The organism is Sphingomonas sp. NY01 (genome assembly GCF_038809135.1).
In the GTDB taxonomy this organism is placed as follows: domain Bacteria; phylum Pseudomonadota; class Alphaproteobacteria; order Sphingomonadales; family Sphingomonadaceae; genus Sphingomonas; species Sphingomonas carotinifaciens.
On record NZ_CP101722.1, the window covers coordinates 2871613 to 2889463 of the forward strand.

The following is a 17851-nucleotide window of genomic DNA, read 5'->3' on the forward strand; positions in this document are numbered from 1 at the left end:
TCGTGTCGAGCAGAGATCGGGTAGCTCCAAAGGAGCGCATCGGGAACTCGTATCGAGACAGGGCCGCATGCTCGGACTGACCCGCCGTCGTCAATCCAGATAGAAGTCCACCGTCGTCACCACCCGCACCTTCTTCAGCGGGGTGTCCGCCACGCCGTAGCCGGATTGCTCGCCATCGCGCGCCTCGATCGAGAAATAGCCCTGGCTGGCGCTCTTGATCCCGCCGACATCGGTATCGCTGTCCTTGGCGAACTGTTCCGCCGCGGCCCGTGCGTCGCGCGTCGCCTCCGCCACCATCGCCGGCTTGATCGCGTTCAACCGGGTGAAGCTGTACGAAATGCCCGATCCTTCCTGCAGCACCACGCCCTGCCGGACCAGATCGAACTGGCGCGCCACCGCCCGCCGGGCGCGCGCGATGTCGGTGGTGCGCAGTTGCAGCCGCTGGTTGATCGTCACCGTCTGCACGCCGTTCATGTAATTCTGGTTCGCCCCCGCCCCGGCCGCGGTCAGCGCATCGGCGGGAAAGCCCAGTTGCGTGAAGAAGGCCCGGATCGTCTGCGTATCGCGGTCGATCGCCGCCTGCACCTGCGCGGCATCGGTGCCCTGTTCGGAATAATTCAGCGTCCACACCGCCAGATCGGCGGTCACGTTGCGCTCGGCCAGCCCGCGCACCGTGACCGAGCGATCGGCATGGCGCGCCCGCGTCAATCCGTCGCCCAGCAGATACCCGCCCACGATCAACCCGACCGCCAGCAGCGCCGCCGCCGGCACCAGCCCCGAACGCAGTGCAATTCCCCGGCTTTCCATCACCATGCCGCCTCCCATATAGCCGTCGGGCATGCTGCGCGCCGCTTCCTGAACCGCGGCTGATGCAGAACAATGGAGTTGTTGATGACCAGGTACCTCCACACCATGATCCGGGTCACCGACCCGGAAGCGACGATCCGGTTCTTTGCCCTGCTCGGACTGGAAGAGGTGCGGCGCATCGACAATGAGCAGGGTCGATTCACGCTGATCTTCCTGGCGAGCAAGGACGATCAGGCGATCGGCGACCGCCGGGTCGAGGTCGAGCTGACCCACAATTGGGACCCGGAAACCTATAGTGGTGGCCGCAATTTCGGCCATCTCGCCTACCGGGTCGACGACGTGTACGAAACCTGCCAGCGGCTGGCCGATGCCGGGGTGACGATCAATCGTCCGCCGCGTGACGGCCACATGGCGTTCGTGAAGACGCCCGACGGCATTTCTATCGAACTGCTCCAGGCTGGCGAGCCCAAGGCCCCGGCCGAACCCTGGGCTTCGATGCCCAACACCGGAAGCTGGTGATGGTGGAGATCGTCCGCGTTCCCGTGCTCAGCGACAATTACGCCTGGCTGGTGCACGATGCGGGGGAAACGGTCGTGATCGATCCCGGTGAGGCGGCGCCCGTGCTGGCCGCCGCCGCCGCGCGCGGCTGGGCGATCGGGCAGGTATGGACCACGCACTGGCACCCGGATCACACCGGCGGCAATGCCGAGTTGAAGGCGGCGGGCGCACGGCTTTTCGGCCCCGCGGCGGAAACGGCCAAGATCGTCGGCCTCGATACGCTGCTGGCCGAGGGCGACACGGTGCGGGTCGGCGACACCGTCGCCCGCGTCTGGGAGGTGCCGGGGCATACCGCCGGCCATATCGCCTTCCATCTGGAGGACGACGCCGCGATCTTCACCGGCGACACGCTGTTCGCGATGGGCTGCGGCCGGTTGTTCGAGGGCACCGCCGAACAGATGCACGGCAACATGCGCCGCTACGCGCAACTGCCCGACGTGACGCATGTCTATTGCGGGCATGAATATACGCAAGGCAATGGCCGCTATGCGCGGGTCGCCGAGCCGGACAATCTCGCGATCGTCGAACGGATGGCGACGGTGGACGCGGCCCGCGCGGCCGGCGAGGCGACCATTCCCACCACCATCGGTCTGGAGCGGGCGACCAATCCCTTCCTACGCTCGGTGGACCCCGAGGAATTGGCCCGCCACCGTGCAGCCAAAGACGCCTTCGTCGGTTGATACCATGCTGCGGGACGGACGGAGATTTTTCCTTATGAAAGTCATAGGCTTACTCTCCATCCTCTCGCTGGCGGCCGCCTGTGCCCCCACCGCGGCGCAGCAGGAGGCACAGGCCGAGCGTGCACAAACCGAACGGACGCAGCTTGCCAAGGCGCTGCAGGGCCTGACCCCGGACCAGCCACGCAACTGCATGCCGCAATTCCCGACGCGTCAGGTGCGCGCCTATGGCCCGACCATCGTCTACACGGTCAGCCCGCGCCTGAAATATGTCAGCCAGACGCAAGGGGGATGCGAAAGCCTCAGCACCAATGGCCGCAACGACATATTGGTGACCCGGACCCCGATCGGCCAGCTTTGCGCCGGCGATATCGCGCAGACGGTGGACCGGGTATCCGGCTTCTTCACCGGCAGTTGCAGCTTCGGGGAGTTTACCCCCTATCGGCGGGGCAAGTGATGCGCGCGCCCTGGCTCCTCGCCGCGCTGGCGCTGCCGCTCGCGCTCGGCGCCGCAGCAAAGGACCCGCTGGCCGGGCGGGTGGCCGGCAAGCCGGTCAACTGCATCGATACCGGCATGGTCGGCAATGGCCCGATCATCGTCGACAACAAGACGATCCTGTACCAGCGCGGCCGGCGGACCTGGAAGACCTCGCCCATCGGCGCCTGCCCCGCGCTGCGCCCGCTGACCACGTTGATCGTGATCCAATATGGCAGCCAGCTCTGCCGCAACGACCGGTTCCGGGTGCTGGAACCGGGCGTGTCGATCCCCTCCGCCGTGTGCCGGTTCGACGCCTTCACCCCCTATGACCGGGTGAAGAAGTAGACGCTGTCCGTACCCCCCCTCCCCGCCGGGAGAGAGGGAGGATGACGGGACGCCCGGTCATGCCGGATTGCCGTTCTGCCTCTACAGCACGAACCGGCTGAGATCGGTGTTGCGCGCCACCGCCGCCAGCTGCTTCTCGACATAGGCCGCATCGACGGTCAGCGTCTCGCCCTGACGATCTTCCGCCTCGAAGCTCACCTCTTCCAGCAGCTTTTCCATCACCGTCTGCAAACGACGGGCGCCGATATTCTCGACCTCGCCATTCACTTCCGCGGCGATGCGCGCGACCGCGGCGATGCCTTCCTCGGTAAAGGTCACCTCGACGCCCTCGGTCGCGATCAGCGCCTTATATTGAGCCGGCAGCGACGCCTTGGTGTCGGACAGGATCGACACGAAATCGGCCTCGGTCAGCGCCTTCAGCTCGACCCGGATCGGCAGGCGGCCCTGCAGTTCGGGCAGCAGGTCGGACGGCTTGGCGACGTGGAAGGCGCCGCTGGCAATGAACAGGATGTGGTCCGTCTTCATCGGGCCGTATTTGGTGGCGACGGTGGTGCCCTCGATCAGCGGCAACAGGTCGCGCTGCACGCCTTCCCGGCTGACCGATCCGCCACGCACGTCGCTGACCGCAATCTTGTCGATCTCGTCCAGGAAGACGATGCCGTTCGCCTCCGCATCCGCCAGCGCGGTGCGGTTGACGTCGTCCTGGTCCAAGCGCTTGTCCGCCTCTTCCTCGACCAGCTTCTCCCAGGCCGCCTGCACGGTCAGCTTGCGCCGCTTCAGTTGCTGGCCGCCGCCGAACGCCTTGCCCATCATCTCGGACAGGTTGATCATCTGCGGCGCGCCGCCGGGCAGTTCGAACGGCATGGAGGGCGCCTGTTCCAGCTCGATCTCGATCTCGGTCTGGTCGAGATGGCCGTCGCGGAAACGCTGGCGGAACGCTTCACGCGTCGCCTGGCTCGAATCCTTGCCCACCAGTGCGTCGAGCAGACGGTTCAGCGCCGCCTCCTCCGCCTTGTCCTTTACCGCGGCCCGCCGACGCTCCTTCTCCAGCCGGATCGCCTCCTCGACCAGATCGCGCGCGATCTGCTCCACGTCCCGCCCGACATACCCAACCTCGGTGAACTTGGTCGCCTCCACCTTCACGAACGGCGCATCCGCCAACTTCGCCAGACGACGCGATATTTCGGTCTTGCCGCAGCCGGTGGGCCCGATCATCAGGATGTTCTTGGGCGTCACCTCGTCGCGCAGGTCCGCGCCCAGCCGCTGCCGGCGCCAGCGGTTGCGCAGCGCCACCGCCACGGCACGCTTGGCCTCGGTCTGGCCGATGATATGCGCGTCCAGCGCCGCGACGATCGCCTTGGGGGTCAGTTGGTCGTTCATGTGATACTCGCTCCTCTCCCGCTCGGCGGGAAAGGCTGGGGAGGAAAAAGCCACGAATGGGCGGAAGGGTTCAGGCGACCGCGTCCAGCGTTTCCAGCGTCAGGCGATCGTTGGTGTACACGCACACCTCGGCGGCGATGCCCATCGCCTTGCGCACGATCGTCTCGGCGTCCTGCTCATAATCGGACAGCGCGCGTGCCGCGGCGAGCGCGTAATTGCCCCCCGACCCGATCGCGCAGATGCCGCCTTCCGGTTCCAGCACGTCGCCGTTGCCCGTCAGGATCAGCGTCGCCTCTTTGTCGGCGACGATCATCATCGCCTCCAGGTTGCGAAGAAACTTGTCGGTGCGCCAGTCCTTGGCCAGTTCGACCGCGGCGCGCATCAGATGGCCGTTATGCCGCTCCAGCTTGGCCTCCAGCCGCTCGAACAGCGTAAAGGCATCCGCGGTCGCACCAGCAAAGCCGCCGATCACGGAGCCGTCGCCCAGCCGGCGCACCTTGCGGGCGTTCGGCTTCATCACCGTCTGCCCCATCGAGACCTGGCCGTCGCCGCCGATCACCACCCGACCGCCACGTCGGACCGAACAAATCGTTGTGCCATGCCAGACGGGCATGGCGTTCTCATTCCCGCTCATGGCGGCGCATATGGAGGTGCATCCGCCCCGGTTCAACGGGCGGGTTCAACGGGAAGGACGCCCTTCCTCCATCACGAGGAAGGGCATGCCGGCGTCAGCCCAGCTTCTCGATCTTGTCCTTCAAGCTGGCCAGCTCGGCCTTCAGCGCGGCCAGTTCCTCGTCCTTGCTCCCGGCCGGTGCAGGCGCCGGCGCCGCGGCCACCGGCGGCTTGAACCCCTGCGCCGCCGCTTCGAACATCGCCAGATTGCGCTTGGCGATGTCGGCAAAGGGGGTATGCGCGAACGCGCCCTCTACGGCCGACTTGAACTGTTCCTGGTTCCGGCGAAAGCTGTCCATCGACGCTTCCAGATACCCCGGGACCACCGCCTGCATCGAATCGCCGTACATTGAGATCAGCTGGCGCAGGAAGCTGACCGGCAGCATCGTCTGCCCACGGCTCTCCTCCTCCATGATGATCTGGGTCAGGACGTTGTGCGTGATATCGTCGTCCGTCTTGGCGTCGACCACCTTGAAGTCGCGTCCCTCGCGGGTCATCGCCGCCAGATGCTCCAGCGTGATGTAGGACGATGTTTCGGTATTATAGAGCCGCCGGTTCGCGTATTTCTTGATGATCACGATACCGTCGGGTGCCAGGCCCTTCTTCATGCTCCCTCCCCATGTACAAGAACATGCCGAACCCTAACGCCATAGATTTCGCACCGCAACACGGACCTCGGCCTTTACCGCTGTTCCTTGCGTTGCTGCGCAGCGAAACCGCAGCAGAGCCGCAGCGGCAGGCCAGGGCGCTGGCAGGCCTGCGCGCCTTCCAGGATGCGCCGCGGCTTCGACCGCAGCGGCCCCTGCCCGCCCGGCGGCGCCAGGGTCGCGCCCGATTGCGCGGTGCAGGTCCAGAGGATGGCCGGCAGGTGCTGTTCGTGCCTTCGCTCATCAACCCGCCGGCGATTCTGGATCTCTCGCGTGAGACATCGCTGGTGCGGTGGCTGGCGGCGCGCGGCCATCGCTGCTGGCTGCTCGACTGGGGCACGCCGGGGCGCGGGGACCGCGCCATGGACATGACCGCGCATGTCGAGCGCATCCTGATCCCGCTGATCGCGCGGTTGCCGACGCCGCCGGTCCTGGTCGGATACTGCCTCGGCGGCACCCTCGCCCTGGCGGCGGCGGCACGGACGAAGGTGGCCGGGCTCGCGACGATCGCCGCGCCGTGGCATTTCTCCGGCTATGGGGAGGCCGCAGGCGCGATGCGGACGCAATGGGCCGCGACGCAGGCCGTGGCCGACGCGCTGGGTCTGGTGCCGATGGAGGCGTTGCAGGCCGGTTTCTGGCAGATCGATCAGGCGCGCACGGTCGACAAATATGCCGCCTTTGCCGATCTCGATCCCCGCAGCGCAGCGGCGCAGGCGTTCATTCGGCTGGAGGATTGGGCCAATGCCGGCCCGCCCCTGCCCTATGCCTTCGGACGCGAGTTGTTCGAGGCGATGGTGGGCGAGGACCGGCCGGGTCGCGGCCTGTGGCGTGTGAGCGGCGCAAACGTCACCCTTGGCCAGATCGACTGCCCGACGGTCGAATTCGTGTCATCGACCGACCGTATCGTTCCTGCCGCCACCGCCGCGGGGCTGTCCGATCGCCGCATATCGGCGGCGGGCCATGTCGGCATGGTGGTCGGTCGTCGGGCGATGGGCGATTTATGGTCCCCGCTTGCCGACTGGATCGAGGCACTGCCACGGCATACATAGAACCGGAACGAGAGGAGTATCCATGACCGAGATCGTGATTACCGCCGCCAAGCGCACTCCGGTGGGCAGCTTTCTGGGCGCCTTCGCCACCACGCCCGCGCATGAGCTGGGCCGCATCGCCATCGAGGCCGCGCTGGAACAGGCCGGGGTGAAGGGCGAGGAAGTGTCCGAGGTGATCCTGGGTCAGGTGCTGACCGCCGCACAGGGACAGAACCCGGCACGACAGGCGTCGATGGCGGCTGGCATTCCCAAGGAGGTGCCGGCATGGGGCGTGAACCAGGTCTGCGGATCGGGCCTGCGTGCGGTGGCGCTGGCCGCGCAGGCGGTGGCGATCGGCGACGCCACGATCGTCGTGGCGGGCGGCCAGGAGTCGATGTCGCTTTCGCCCCACGCGCAGACGATGCGCGGCGGTACCAAGATGGGCACGGTCAGCCTGGTCGACACCATGGTCCATGACGGCCTGACCGATGTCTTCAACGGCTATCACATGGGCATCACCGCCGAAAATCTCGCCGAACAGTATCAGGTCACCCGCGGCGAGCAGGACGCGTTCTCGGTCCGCTCGCAGAACCTTGCCGAAAAGGCGCGGGCCGACGGCCGCTTCAAGGACGAGATCGCACCGGTCACGATCAAGGGCCGCAAGGGCGACACGGTGGTCGCCGACGATGAATATATCCGTACCGGCGTGACCGAGGACAGCGTGTCGGGCGTGCGCCCTGCGTTCAAGAAGGACGGCACCGTCACCGCCGCCAATGCCAGCGGCCTGAACGACGGCGCCGCCGCGCTGGTGATCATGAGCCGCGAGGAGGCCGAAAAGCGCGGCACTCCCGTGCTGGCGACGATCAAAAGCTGGGCATCCGCCGGCGTCGATCCGTCGGTGATGGGCATCGGCCCGGTCCCCGCCACCCGCCGCGCCCTTGAAAAGGCCGGCTGGACGATCGCCGACCTCGACCTGATCGAGGCGAACGAGGCGTTCGCAGCCCAGGCGCTGTCGGTCGGCAAGGAACTCGGCTGGGATGCGGACAAGGTCAACGTCAATGGCGGCGCGATCGCGATCGGCCATCCGATCGGTGCGTCGGGCGCCCGCGTGCTGACCACTCTGCTGTACGAGATGCAGAAGCGCGATGCGAAAAAGGGCCTTGCCACTTTGTGCATCGGCGGCGGCATGGGCATCGCACTGTGCGTGGAACGCTAACGTAATGAAACGAAATTAGATTATTTCACTATGTAAGAAAACGCATTTAAGTTACAACGCTGTAACGTCGCTGCAACACCACTGACCGATTTTTGCAGTGTGTAATTATTTTCGATTGCGTTTGAGTCACTTAAAATCTTCCTTGCTCCCAACGGGCATCCCCGCCCGTTGGGGGACATCCATGAATCTGCATCGCCTTCTCGGCGCTACCGCACTGGCGGGTACTCTTTTCCTCAGCCCGTTCGCGGTTGCCCAGACCACCACCGGCACCACGCCCGAAGCCGACGCGGCGACCGAAGTTGAAACCAACGATGCCGACACGCGCGTAAATTCCGGCGCCGACCGTAGCGGCGAGATCGTCATCACCGGGTCGCGCATTCGCACGCCAAACGAGATTTCGGCCGTTCCGGTCACCACCATTTCGGTGCAGCAGCTGACGCAAACGGCGCGCACCTCGATCGGTGACGTGCTGAACGACCTGCCGCAGCTCCAGAGCACCTACAGCCAGTCGAACTCGACCCGCTTCCTGGGCACCGGCGGCCTCAACCTGCTCGACCTGCGCGGCCTGGGCACCTCGCGTACACTGGTGCTGGTCAATGGCCGCCGCCATGTCGGCGCGGACATCCTGAACAACGCCGTGTCCGTTGACGTCAACACGATCCCGACCGACCTGGTCGAAGCGGTCGACCTCGTCACCGGCGGCAATTCGGCCGTGTACGGTTCGGACGCGATCGCGGGCGTGGTCAATTTCCGCCTGAAGAACAACTTCGAGGGCCTGCAGCTTCGCGCGCAGGGCGGCGTCACCGACGAAAGCGACGCGGGCAGCTACTTCATCAGCGCCACCGCCGGCAAGAACTTCGCCGAAGGTCGCGGCAACATCGCGGTCAACCTGGAATACACCCATTCCGAGGACCTGTTCGCCTCCGATCGTCGCCAGTATCGTCAGGCCGACGGCTTCATCACGACCAACGTCGATGCCGCCGGTCCCGGCGTCAACGGCAACCTGAACTTCGACGGCCGCCCCGACGCGACCTACTTCCGCGATATCCGCGTCGGCACCTTCTCGGACGGCGGCCTCGTCTCGTTTGCCGGTGCAGCCCCCGGCGCCAACACCCCCGCCCGCTGCGGCCGCGACGGCCTCGGCCGCGCCTTCACCTGCAACTACCTGTTCCAGCCCGGTGGCGCGCTCGCTGCCCAGACGGGCAGCGCGGTCGGCGTGGCACAGGGGTCGGCCACGGCGCCCTCGGCCAGCCCGGCTGGCGTCAGCTATATCGGCGGCAACGGCAACACGCGCCGCGAGGGCGTGCTGGTTCAGCTCCTGCCCCGTCTCGATCGCTATGCGGCAAACCTGATTGGCCACTTCGACATTTCCGATGCGTTCGTACCGTTCATCGAGGCGAAATATGTCCGCACCGAGTCGGTTTCGCTCGGCGGTTCGGGACCGGCCTTCTTCACCGGCAGCACCATCGATGCGCTCTACGAGCGTCCACGCCTGGACAATCCGTTCCTCAGCTCGGATGCCCGCGCCACGCTGACCGCGCAGGCGCTGGCTTCGGTCAATAACGGCCTGAACCCCGGCACCGGCGCCGCGATCACCGCGGAACAGGCCGCCACGCTGCGCGACCAGATCAACTCGGGTGCCTACCGCTTCATCCTGCGCAAGAACCTGACCGATCTGGGTTCGCGCGCCGAGGAAGCGACCCGCGAGACCTTCCGCATCGTCGGCGGCGTACGCGGCGACTTCGCGCAGAACCTGAACTACGAATTTTCCGTCAACTACGGCGAGTTCAAGGAAAAGACGCGCGTTCTCGGCAACGTAGACGTGCAGCGCCTTTCGCTGGGCCTCGATGCGGTGCGCGATCCGGCCACCGGCCAGATCGTCTGCGGTGCGCGCCTCGATCCGACCCGCGCCAACGGCACCGGTGCGGATCTCGGTGGTAATGCCGCCAACCTGGCCGCCGACATCGCTGCCTGCCAGCCGATCAACCCGTTCGGTACCGGCAGCATCTCTGACGCCGCGCGCAACTATGTGCTGCGTGACACGACGTCGCAGGGCAAGATCACGCAGCTCGACATCCTGGGTGTCGTCGCCGGCGATACCTCGGCGTTCTTCAACCTGCCGGGCGGCGGCATCGGCTTCTCGATCGGCGGCGAATATCGTCGTGAAACGAACGAGTTCCGCGCCGATCCATTCGTCGAGCAGGGCTATACCTTCTATAACGCGCTGGCACCGTTCGATCCGCCCGCGTTCGAGGTGAAGGAAGCGTTCGGCGAGCTTCGCGTTCCGCTGCTCAAGGACACCTTCCTGACCAAGGAAGTCACGCTGGGCGCCTCGGGCCGCGTGTCGGACTACAAGGGCTCGGCCGGCACCGTCTACAGCTACAACCTGCGCGGTGAGTGGGCACCGATCGAGGATATCCGCTTCCGCGCCAATTACGGCCGGGCGGTGCGCGCCCCGAACCTGAGCGAGCAGTTCTCGGCCGCCGGCCAGAACTTCGCGCCGGGCTTCCTCGACCCCTGCTCTGCGGACAATCTGGCTCGCGGCACGCAGTTCCGCGCCGCCAACTGCGCTGCCGCCGGCATCCCGACCGGCTACAACTTCCAGTATGCGCAGTCGCTGGAAACGCTGAGCGGCGGCAACGCCAACCTGAACGCGGAAAAGTCGGACTCCTACACCTATGGTGCAGTCGTTCAGCCGCGCTTCGCACCGGGCCTGCTGCTCTCGGTCGATTACTACAACATCAAGGTGAACGACGTCATCACCTCGCCGAGCGCGCAGAACCTGGTCAACGCGTGCTACGACTCGCCGACGATCGAGGGCAACCAGTTCTGTTCGCAGTTCACCCGCGTCGCCGCCGGCCAGACCGGCCCGAACGGCGAGCAGGCGTTCCGCATCGTGGAGGGCAGCCTGCTGACCATCCCGCTGAACTACGCCAAGCTGCAGGTGCGCGGCATCGACTATCAGGTCGGGTATAACCGCCGCATCGGCGACGTCCGCATGAACGCGACGGTGATCTACACCCACATCCTCCAGAACGACAGCTTCCTGAACCCGGTGCAGCCAGGCTTCGCGAACCGTCTGAACGGGGAACTGGGCTATCCGAAGCATCAGGTTTCGGCGTTCATCAATGCCGACTTCGGCCCGGTCTATGTGAACACCTCGTTCCGCTACCTGTCGAAGCAGTCGGTGGGTGCCATCGAGAACACCGAGACGGTCCAGGGTCGTCCGCCGCAGAACCTCGACGACTTCGACATCCAATTCTATCCGGATGTCCTCTACATAGGTGCGAAGTTCGGCATCAACGTGACCGAGCGGACCGACTTCTACTTCGGTATCGACAACATCACCGATCGTCTGCCGCCGCTCGGCTCGACCGGTATCGGCGAAGGCAGCGGCATCTTCGACAATGTCGGTCGTCGCTTCTACGCGGGCATCACCGCTCGCTTCTGAAGCACCGGCATCTAATCGTGAAATGGGAAGGGCCGGTGGTTTCCACCGGCCCTTTTTCGTGCAGGATGAGCCACATGCACCAGGATCCGATTGCCGCCGCCCAGACCCTGCTCGCCGCCGGCCGCCAGAACGAGGCGATTGCCGCGATCGACCGCGCCGCCGCCACCGGCCATGCTGGTGCATTGTTCCAGCGGGCATTCTGGCATCTGGTCGGCCAGCCGGTACCGCGCGACCTGCCCCGGGCGCGTGCCGACCTGCGGCGTGCGGTCGCGGGCGGACACCGCGAGGCCCGCCTGATGGAGATCACCCTTGCCGCCAACGGCACCGGCGCGCCGGCGGACTGGTCGGGATCGATGGCCTTGCTCCGCTCGGCCGCCGAAAGCGACCGGGATGCCGCCGCGCTGCTCCACCTGCTCGACGCGATGACGCTCGACGCCGGGGGTGCCCCCCGCCAGTTGCCGCCGATCGAGTCCCTCACGCCCGATGGCAGTGTCGCGCGCGTTCCGCGCCTGCTCACCCCGGCGGAATGCGCGCATATCGCCAACAGCGCGGCCGACCTGCTTGCCCCCGCCTTTGTCGTCGATCCGCGCACCGGGCGCAGCGTGCCGCATCCGATCCGCACCTCCGATGCCGCGGTGATCGGCCCCTTGCGCGAGGACCCGGTGATCCGCGCGATCAACCACCGGCTCGCGGCGGCAAGCCGGACGCCGATCGGCGCCGGCGAAGCGCTGACCGTGTTGCGCTACCAGCCGGGGCAGCAGTTCCGCCTGCACTCCGATATCCTGCCACAAACCCGCAACCAGCGGGTGACGACCGTTCTGGTCTATCTGAACGACGGCTTCACCGGCGGCGAGACGGTGTTCCCGGACCACGGCCTGACCGTGGCGCCGCGTACCGGGGACGCGGTCATCTTCACCAATGTCGATGCCGCCGGCCGCCCTGCCGCCGCCGCACGCCATGCCGGAATGCCGGTACGCTCGGGGGTGAAATGGCTGGCGACGCGCTGGATACGCGCGTGCGCCTTCGACGTCTGGCAGGGGCCGGAAGCGGCCTAACCCCAGAGCCGCTCGGCGCGGCGTCCCCAACCGGTCAGCAACTCATATTGCGACACGCCCGACGCCTGCGATGCCGGCGACAGCGCATAGGCGATGCGCAGCCAATCCCCCTCGGCCAGATCCGGGCGGGCCGATACGTCGATCGCCACCAGATCCATCGACACCCGGCCCAGTTCGGGCAGTACCACGCCGTCATGCATCCCGGCGCCCACGCCTGAAAATGCGCGACGATAGCCATCGGCATAGCCCAGGTTGATGATCGCCACCTCGGTTTCGGCAGGCGCGATCCAGGTCGCATTATAGCCCACCGCCTCGCCCGCACCGACCCGGCGGCGCTGCAGGATCTGTGCCTCCGGATGAACGACCTGCCGGATCATCGCGCCCATGTCCGCGCGCGGTACGCCGCCATAGAGCGCCAGCCCCGGACGCGTCAGGTCGAAGGCATAATCCTCGCCCAGCCCGATCCCCGCCGAATTGGCCAGGCTCATCCGCCGGGCCGCGGTCGCGCCCCGCAGGGCGGAGAAACGCGCCCGCTGCGCTTCGTTCATCGCGCTGTCCTCGTCGGCACAGGCAAGGTGGCTCATCAGCGTCTCGATCGCCAGTCCGTCCAGCAGCCCGCCCGCGATCGCCTCGGCGGACACCCCCAGCCGGTTCATGCCGGTGTCCACCATCACGTCGCACGCGCCCCCACCGGCCTCGCGCCAGCGGGCGACCTGTGCCGCGGTGTTCAGCACCGGCCGCGCGAAACCGGCATGGGCAGCGGCCATGTCCTCGGCCCGGACCCCGTGCAGCACGGAAACCGGCAGCCCCAGCGGCGCCAGTCGCTCCGCCTCGGCCCAGGTCGCGACAAAGAAATCGCGGCATCCCGCCACCGCCAGCCGACGCGCGACCTCGGTTGCGCCCAGACCATAGCCGTCCGCCTTCACCGCCGCACCGCAGGCCGCCCTGCCGCTCGCGCGTGCCAGCGACCGCCAGTTGTGGACGAGCGCGTTTTCATCGAGACGCAGGCGAAGGGGCGCGGGGATGTCGATCACCCGTCGCCCCTTACGCCGCTCTTCGCGCTCAGGCCAAGGTGCGAATGATCCCGGAGAAATCGGTTGCGGCCTGCCCGTCGCGCTCGACAAACGCTTCGTAGAGTTCGGTTGCGCGCGTGCCCATCGGCACCGTCGCTCCCGCCTCGCCCGCCGCCGCCATGGCAAGGCGCAGGTCCTTCAGCATCAGCGCCGCGGCGAACCCGCCCTGAAAGTCGCGGTCGGCCGGGCTCACCGGACCGACGCCGGCCACCGGGCAATAGGTCGTCATCGACCAGCTTTGGCCCGACGACACGCTGGCGATGTCGTAAAAGGTCTGCGCATCGACCCCCAGCCGATCGGCCAGCGCAAAGGCCTCGCACGTCGCGATCATCGTCGCGCCCAGGATCATGTTGTTGCACATCTTGGCGGCCTGGCCCGCGCCGCTCGCCCCGGCATGGATCACCGCCTTGCCCATCGCCTCCAGGATCGGCTGCGCCGCGGCGAACGCCTGTTCGGTGCCACCCACCATGAAGGTCAGCGTGCCGCCATTCGCCGCGGCGATACCGCCCGATACCGGCGTATCCACCGCCAGGAAGCCGCGGCCGGCCGCGATCTCCGCCAGCCGGCGCGCGGTCGCGACGTCGATCGTCGAACAGTCGATCAACACCGCCGATGGACTGGCATGGGGCAGCACCGCCTCGGTATAGACGCGCTCGACATGGGTGCCCGCCGGCAACATGGTGACGATCGCCTCCGCCCCGTCGACCGCTGCGGCGGCGCTGTCCGCGGCCAGGCATCCCGCCTCGCCGGCGCGCGCCAGTGCCTCGGCCGACAGGTCGAACGCGCGAACGTCATGCCCCGCCTTTGCCAGATTCGCGGCCATGCCGCCGCCCATATTGCCCAGTCCGATAAAGGCGATGCGTGCCATTGCTCCAGTTCCTCTCGCTATCCCCCGCCTTGGGCGGGTGGATGTACGTGTCAGCGACCCTGCCAGTTGCCGGGGCGTTTCTCCACAAAGGCGGTCATGCCCTCCTTCTGGTCGGCGGTGCCGAACAGACCATGGAACAGGCGCCGCTCGAACTGAACGCCCTGCGACAGCCCCATGTCGAATGCGGCGTTGACCATCTCCTTGTTCGCCTTGACCGCCAGCGGTGCCATGCCGGCGATGATGGCGGCGGTCTTCACCGCCTCCTCGACCAGATCGGCGGCCGGCACGATCCGCGCCACCAGCCCGGCGCGCTCGGCCTCCTCGGCATCCATCATCCGGCCGGTCAGGCACATCTCCATCGCCTTGGCCTTGCCCACTGCATGCGCCAGCCGCTGCGATCCGCCCATGCCGGGGGTCACGGCCAGCTTGATCTCGGGCTGGCCGAATTTGGCGGTGTCGGCGGCCAGGATGAAGTCGCACATCATCGCCAGCTCGCATCCGCCGCCCAGCGCATAGCCCGCGACCGCCGCGATCACCGGCTTGCGGGTGCGCGTGAACACGTCCCAGCCGGCGAAATGGTCGCTGCCATACATGGCGGCGAAGTCCATCGCCTGCATCTCCTTGATGTCGGCCCCCGCCGCGAACGCTTTGGCATTGCCGGTGATGACCGCGCAGCCTTGGCTATCGTCGGCGTCGAAGGCGCGCATCGCGGCCAGCAGGTCGGCCAGCACCTGCGCGTTGAGCGCGTTCAGCGCTTCCGGCCGGTTCAGTGTCACCAGCGTCACCGCGCCGCGCTGCTCGATGATAAGGGTCTGGTATTCGGACATCGGCTATACTCCGTCAGGCGGGGGTCCATGCCTCTGCCGGGGGCAGTGGCGCAAAAATCTGGTCGATTACGTGATCGGTCACGGCATCGGGGGTGGCGGGGTTCCAGCGCGGCGCATGATCCTTGTCCACGATCACCGCGCGCACGCCCTCCAGAAAGTCGTGCCGCTGCACGACCCGCGTCGCGACCGCATATTCCTGTACCATCTCATCGGCAAAGCTCGCCATCTCGGCGCCGTCCTTCAACAGGCGCAGCGATACCTTCATCGCCTGGGGCGATTTCGTCGCCAGCAACTCCTGCTGCTGGCGTGCCCATGCCCCGCCATCCGCCGCCAGCGCGGCCGATATGTCCTCCAGCGTGTCCGCCGCGAACAACCGGTCGATATCGCCGCGCTGCGCCAGAATCTCCGCCTCCGGCGCCGGCACCGACAGGTCGGAAAGGATCGCATCCAGCGCGGTCGGATCGGCCAGGATATGCCGCTTGGCCTCGTCCAGATCGGCGGACGGGATATAATGGGTGGCAAGGCCCAGCGCGCAGCATTCCGCCCCGTTCAACCGGTGGCCGGTCAGCGCCAGATACTGGCCGATCCGCCCCGGCAGGCGCGACAGATACCAGCCCGCGCCGACGTCCGGGAACAGGCCGATCCCGGTTTCCGGCATGGCAAGGCGCGTATTCTCCGTCGCGATACGCTTGGCGCACGGCAGGGCCACGCCGACGCCGCCGCCCATGGTGATCCCGTCCATCACCGCGACGATCGGCTTGGCATAGGTGAACAGCCGGTGGTTCATCTGGTATTCGGTGTGAAAGAATGCCCGCGCCGCCGCGCCGTCGCCGGCACCGCTTTCGCTCAGCAGGCGGATATCGCCGCCCGCGCAAAACCCCCTGCCCTCGGCATGGTCGATCAGCACCGCGCGGATGCTGGCATCGCCGCGCCAGTCCTCCAGCGCGTCCAATATCGCCTGGCACATCCCGGCGTTCAGCGCATGAAGGGCCTTGGGCCGGTTCAACCGCAGGCGCCCGACGGCGCCGCTCGTCTCGACGATCAGGTCGGTGGTCATGGGGACGCTGCTACTCCTCTCACGGTCTCCCCTCGGCTGGTGCCCGATCTTGGGTCGGTGTCACCAGCCGAAGAAACAATCTTACGCTCCCTTGGCACAGATGATCGCGCTGCGTAACCTCCACCGATCACGGACCGCATCATGGGAGTTGCCGCATGACCGATCTTCGCGACCGCGCCGTCGAGATCTACGACGCCTTCACCCACGAGCATCACGATCGCCGCACCCTGCTGCGCCAGATGACGCTGCTCGCCGGATCGGCGACCGCGGCGGAGGCGCTGATCCTGTCGATCGCCGCCAGTCCCGCCGCCGCCGCACAGATCGATGCCAAGGACCCCCGCCTCGTCACCGACCGCAGCGTCGGTAACGAGGGCGGCGCCCCCTCGATCGCCTATTTCGCAGCACCCCGCCAGCCAAAGGCGAAACTCGGCTACGTCCTGGTCATCCATGAAAATCGCGGCCTGACCCCGCATATCCAGGATGTCGCGCGCCGCCTAGCCCTGGCCGGCTTCCGCGTGATCGCCCCCGACTTCCTCGCGCCGCAGGGTGGCACGCCTGCCGACGAGGACAAGGCCCGCGCGATGATCGGCACGCTCGACTATGATCTCGCGCTGAAACAGGCCCGCGCCTTTATCGCGCGTGCGGCCACGCAGCGCACCGGCACGGGCAAGGTCGGCGCGGTCGGCTTCTGCTGGGGCGGCGCGTTCGTGAACCGGCTGGCGGTCGCGGCGGGTCCGGCCCTGGCCGCGGGTGTCGCCTATTACGGTCCCGCGCCCGATCCGGCGGAGGCCGCGCGCGTGTCGGCGCCCCTGATGCTGCATTATGCCGGCAAGGATGCGCGGGTGAACGCCACCGGCGAGCCCTGGGTCGCCGCGCTCAAGGCCGCCCGCAAATCGGTCGAGGCGTTCACCTATCCCGGCGTGGATCATGCGTTCAACAACGACACGTCGGCGCAGCGTTACGACGCGGGGGCGGCGGCGCTCGCCTGGGATCGCACGACCCGCTTCCTCCATGCCCGGCTTGACCGGTAGCGGCATCGATGTTCCACTCCTGTTCCAACGAATCAGGAGCAGCACCAATGGCCGCCGATCTCACGCTCTACACCAATCCCATGTCGCGGGGGCGCATTGCCCGGTGGATGCTCGAAGAGGTCGGCGCCCCCTATGAAACGGTTGTGCTGGACTATGGCACGACGATGAAGAACGATGCCTATCGCGCGATCAATCCGATGATGAAGGTGCCGGCGATCGTCCATCAGGGCACGGTGGTGACCGAGGTGGCGGCCATCTGCGCCTATCTGGCGGATGCCTTTCCACAGGCCGGGCTGGCGCCGGCACCCACCGAGCGCGCCGATTATTATCGCTGGCTGTTCTTTGGCGCCGGCCCGCTGGAGGCGGCGATCACCAACCGGTCGATGGGCGTGGAGCCGGATGCGCGGCAGCAGCAGATGGCTGGCTACGGCACGCTCGACCTGACCGCCGGGACACTGGAATCGATGCTGAAGGACCGGGACTATATCGCCGGCAACCGCTTCAGCGCGGCGGACGTGTATGTCGGGTCGAGCCTGATGTGGTACACCGGGTTCGGCCTGCTGCCGAAGTCGGCACCGTTCATGGCCTATATCGCGCGGATCGCGGATCGCCCGGCGCATCGCCGTGCAAGCGAGATCGACGACGCCTTGATGCCGGCAAAGGCCGACGCCGGCTGAGTGCT

18 protein-coding genes are annotated in these 17851 nt (G+C 67.1%); 10 read left to right on the forward strand and 8 right to left on the reverse strand.

All coding sequences use genetic code 11. From position 1 onward, the window contains the following. Positions 1-90 precede the first annotated feature (90 nt). Positions 91-807, reverse strand: a complete 717-nt coding sequence (locus NPJ82_RS13940) for an SIMPL domain-containing protein (protein ID WP_149681468.1) — start codon at positions 805-807, stop codon at positions 91-93. An 84-nt stretch (positions 808-891) separates the two neighbouring features. On the opposite strand from NPJ82_RS13940, the gene NPJ82_RS13945 reads away from it, so the two are divergent. Genes NPJ82_RS13945 through NPJ82_RS13960 form a run of 4 tightly spaced genes read left to right on the forward strand, consistent with a single transcriptional unit; the run spans position 892 to position 2864 of the window. Then, the gene (locus NPJ82_RS13945; RefSeq protein ID WP_342657714.1) at positions 892-1326 is read left to right on the forward strand and encodes a VOC family protein; all 435 of its coding nucleotides are present in this window, start codon (positions 892-894) and stop codon (positions 1324-1326) included. Then, the gene (gene gloB / locus NPJ82_RS13950) at positions 1326-2045 is read left to right on the forward strand and encodes a hydroxyacylglutathione hydrolase (RefSeq protein ID WP_342657715.1); all 720 of its coding nucleotides are present in this window, start codon (positions 1326-1328) and stop codon (positions 2043-2045) included. The genes NPJ82_RS13945 and gloB overlap by 1 nt, the downstream gene beginning before the upstream one ends. Before the next feature lie 34 nt (positions 2046-2079). Continuing rightward, positions 2080-2499: a hypothetical protein gene (locus tag NPJ82_RS13955; protein ID WP_149681048.1), complete on the forward strand. Its 420-nt coding sequence runs from the start codon at positions 2080-2082 to the stop codon at positions 2497-2499. Further along, on the forward strand, positions 2499-2864 hold the full coding sequence (locus tag NPJ82_RS13960) for a hypothetical protein (protein ID WP_267350487.1): 366 nt from the start codon (positions 2499-2501) through the stop codon (positions 2862-2864). The genes NPJ82_RS13955 and NPJ82_RS13960 overlap by 1 nt, the downstream gene beginning before the upstream one ends. Before the next feature lie 81 nt (positions 2865-2945). On the opposite strand, the gene hslU is transcribed toward NPJ82_RS13960, so the two are convergent. From hslU to phaR, 3 genes are all read right to left on the reverse strand, one after another. Then, entirely contained in the window at positions 2946-4244 is a 1299-nt protein-coding gene (gene hslU / locus NPJ82_RS13965) for an ATP-dependent protease ATPase subunit HslU (protein WP_112381341.1), read from the reverse strand. 70 nt (positions 4245-4314) lie between these two features. Continuing rightward, positions 4315-4857 (reverse strand): ATP-dependent protease subunit HslV, encoded by a 543-nt coding sequence (hslV, locus tag NPJ82_RS13970; RefSeq protein WP_112381765.1) that lies wholly within the window; start codon positions 4855-4857, stop codon positions 4315-4317. A 115-nt stretch (positions 4858-4972) separates the two neighbouring features. Further along, a complete protein-coding gene (phaR, locus tag NPJ82_RS13975) occupies positions 4973-5524 on the reverse strand; it encodes a polyhydroxyalkanoate synthesis repressor PhaR (RefSeq protein ID WP_342657716.1) in 552 nt (183 codons plus the stop codon). Between the two features lie 92 nt (positions 5525-5616). Here phaR and NPJ82_RS13980 point away from each other — a divergent pair, with 92 nt between their 5' ends. From NPJ82_RS13980 to NPJ82_RS13995, 4 genes are all read left to right on the forward strand, one after another. Beyond that, entirely contained in the window at positions 5617-6612 is a 996-nt protein-coding gene (locus NPJ82_RS13980) for an alpha/beta fold hydrolase (RefSeq protein WP_342657717.1), read from the forward strand. A gap of 22 nt (positions 6613-6634) precedes the next feature. Then, a complete protein-coding gene (locus NPJ82_RS13985) occupies positions 6635-7807 on the forward strand; it encodes an acetyl-CoA C-acetyltransferase (protein WP_342657718.1) in 1173 nt (390 codons plus the stop codon). 181 nt (positions 7808-7988) lie between these two features. Then, on the forward strand, positions 7989-11258 hold the full coding sequence (locus NPJ82_RS13990; protein WP_342657719.1) for a TonB-dependent receptor: 3270 nt from the start codon (positions 7989-7991) through the stop codon (positions 11256-11258). 74 nt (positions 11259-11332) lie between these two features. Then, positions 11333-12313 (forward strand): 2OG-Fe(II) oxygenase, encoded by a 981-nt coding sequence (locus tag NPJ82_RS13995; protein WP_342657720.1) that lies wholly within the window; start codon positions 11333-11335, stop codon positions 12311-12313. Here the strand turns inward: NPJ82_RS13995 and NPJ82_RS14000 are convergent. From NPJ82_RS14000 to NPJ82_RS14015, 4 genes are read right to left on the reverse strand one after another with little or no spacing between them, the layout of a single operon-like run. Next, positions 12310-13338 carry an alanine racemase gene (locus NPJ82_RS14000; RefSeq protein WP_342659027.1) on the reverse strand — a complete coding sequence of 343 codons (1029 nt, stop codon included), beginning with the start codon at positions 13336-13338 and terminating at the stop codon, positions 12310-12312. The genes NPJ82_RS13995 and NPJ82_RS14000 overlap by 4 nt on opposite strands. Before the next feature lie 37 nt (positions 13339-13375). Continuing rightward, the gene (mmsB, locus tag NPJ82_RS14005; protein WP_342657721.1) at positions 13376-14254 is read right to left on the reverse strand and encodes a 3-hydroxyisobutyrate dehydrogenase; all 879 of its coding nucleotides are present in this window, start codon (positions 14252-14254) and stop codon (positions 13376-13378) included. Positions 14255-14304: 50 nt separating this feature from the next. Beyond that, positions 14305-15081 carry an enoyl-CoA hydratase gene (locus NPJ82_RS14010; protein ID WP_342657722.1) on the reverse strand — a complete coding sequence of 259 codons (777 nt, stop codon included), beginning with the start codon at positions 15079-15081 and terminating at the stop codon, positions 14305-14307. A gap of 13 nt (positions 15082-15094) precedes the next feature. After that, a complete protein-coding gene (locus NPJ82_RS14015) occupies positions 15095-16138 on the reverse strand; it encodes an enoyl-CoA hydratase/isomerase family protein (protein WP_342657723.1) in 1044 nt (347 codons plus the stop codon). A gap of 155 nt (positions 16139-16293) precedes the next feature. Here NPJ82_RS14015 and NPJ82_RS14020 point away from each other — a divergent pair, with 155 nt between their 5' ends. After that, positions 16294-17169 carry a dienelactone hydrolase family protein gene (locus tag NPJ82_RS14020; RefSeq protein ID WP_342657724.1) on the forward strand — a complete coding sequence of 292 codons (876 nt, stop codon included), beginning with the start codon at positions 16294-16296 and terminating at the stop codon, positions 17167-17169. 47 nt (positions 17170-17216) lie between these two features. Further along, positions 17217-17846, forward strand: coding sequence for a glutathione S-transferase family protein (locus NPJ82_RS14025; protein ID WP_267350506.1), 630 nt, complete (start codon positions 17217-17219; stop codon positions 17844-17846). Positions 17847-17851 lie beyond the last annotated feature (5 nt).

Bases quoted from the DNA above. Each gene is read 5' to 3' on its own strand.
- NPJ82_RS14025 (WP_267350506.1), top strand. From the start codon at position 17,217: ATGGCCGCCGATCTCACGCTCTACACCAATCCCATGTCGCGGGGGCGC.
- NPJ82_RS13985 (WP_342657718.1), top strand. From the start codon at position 6,635: ATGACCGAGATCGTGATTACCGCCGCCAAGCGCACTCCGGTGGGCAGC.
- hslV (WP_112381765.1), bottom strand. From the start codon at position 4,857: ATGCCCGTCTGGCATGGCACAACGATTTGTTCGGTCCGACGTGGCGGT.
- NPJ82_RS13990 (WP_342657719.1), top strand. From the start codon at position 7,989: ATGAATCTGCATCGCCTTCTCGGCGCTACCGCACTGGCGGGTACTCTT.
- NPJ82_RS13940 (WP_149681468.1), bottom strand. From the start codon at position 807: ATGGAAAGCCGGGGAATTGCACTGCGTTCGGGGCTGGTGCCGGCGGCG.
- NPJ82_RS13960 (WP_267350487.1), top strand. From the start codon at position 2,499: ATGCGCGCGCCCTGGCTCCTCGCCGCGCTGGCGCTGCCGCTCGCGCTC.
- phaR (WP_342657716.1), bottom strand. From the start codon at position 5,524: ATGAAGAAGGGCCTGGCACCCGACGGTATCGTGATCATCAAGAAATAC.
- NPJ82_RS14015 (WP_342657723.1), bottom strand. From the start codon at position 16,138: ATGACCACCGACCTGATCGTCGAGACGAGCGGCGCCGTCGGGCGCCTG.
- NPJ82_RS13995 (WP_342657720.1), top strand. From the start codon at position 11,333: ATGCACCAGGATCCGATTGCCGCCGCCCAGACCCTGCTCGCCGCCGGC.
- NPJ82_RS13955 (WP_149681048.1), top strand. From the start codon at position 2,080: ATGAAAGTCATAGGCTTACTCTCCATCCTCTCGCTGGCGGCCGCCTGT.
- gloB (WP_342657715.1), top strand. From the start codon at position 1,326: ATGGTGGAGATCGTCCGCGTTCCCGTGCTCAGCGACAATTACGCCTGG.
- hslU (WP_112381341.1), bottom strand. From the start codon at position 4,244: ATGAACGACCAACTGACCCCCAAGGCGATCGTCGCGGCGCTGGACGCG.
- mmsB (WP_342657721.1), bottom strand. From the start codon at position 14,254: ATGGCACGCATCGCCTTTATCGGACTGGGCAATATGGGCGGCGGCATG.
- NPJ82_RS13945 (WP_342657714.1), top strand. From the start codon at position 892: ATGACCAGGTACCTCCACACCATGATCCGGGTCACCGACCCGGAAGCG.
- NPJ82_RS14020 (WP_342657724.1), top strand. From the start codon at position 16,294: ATGACCGATCTTCGCGACCGCGCCGTCGAGATCTACGACGCCTTCACC.
- NPJ82_RS14010 (WP_342657722.1), bottom strand. From the start codon at position 15,081: ATGTCCGAATACCAGACCCTTATCATCGAGCAGCGCGGCGCGGTGACG.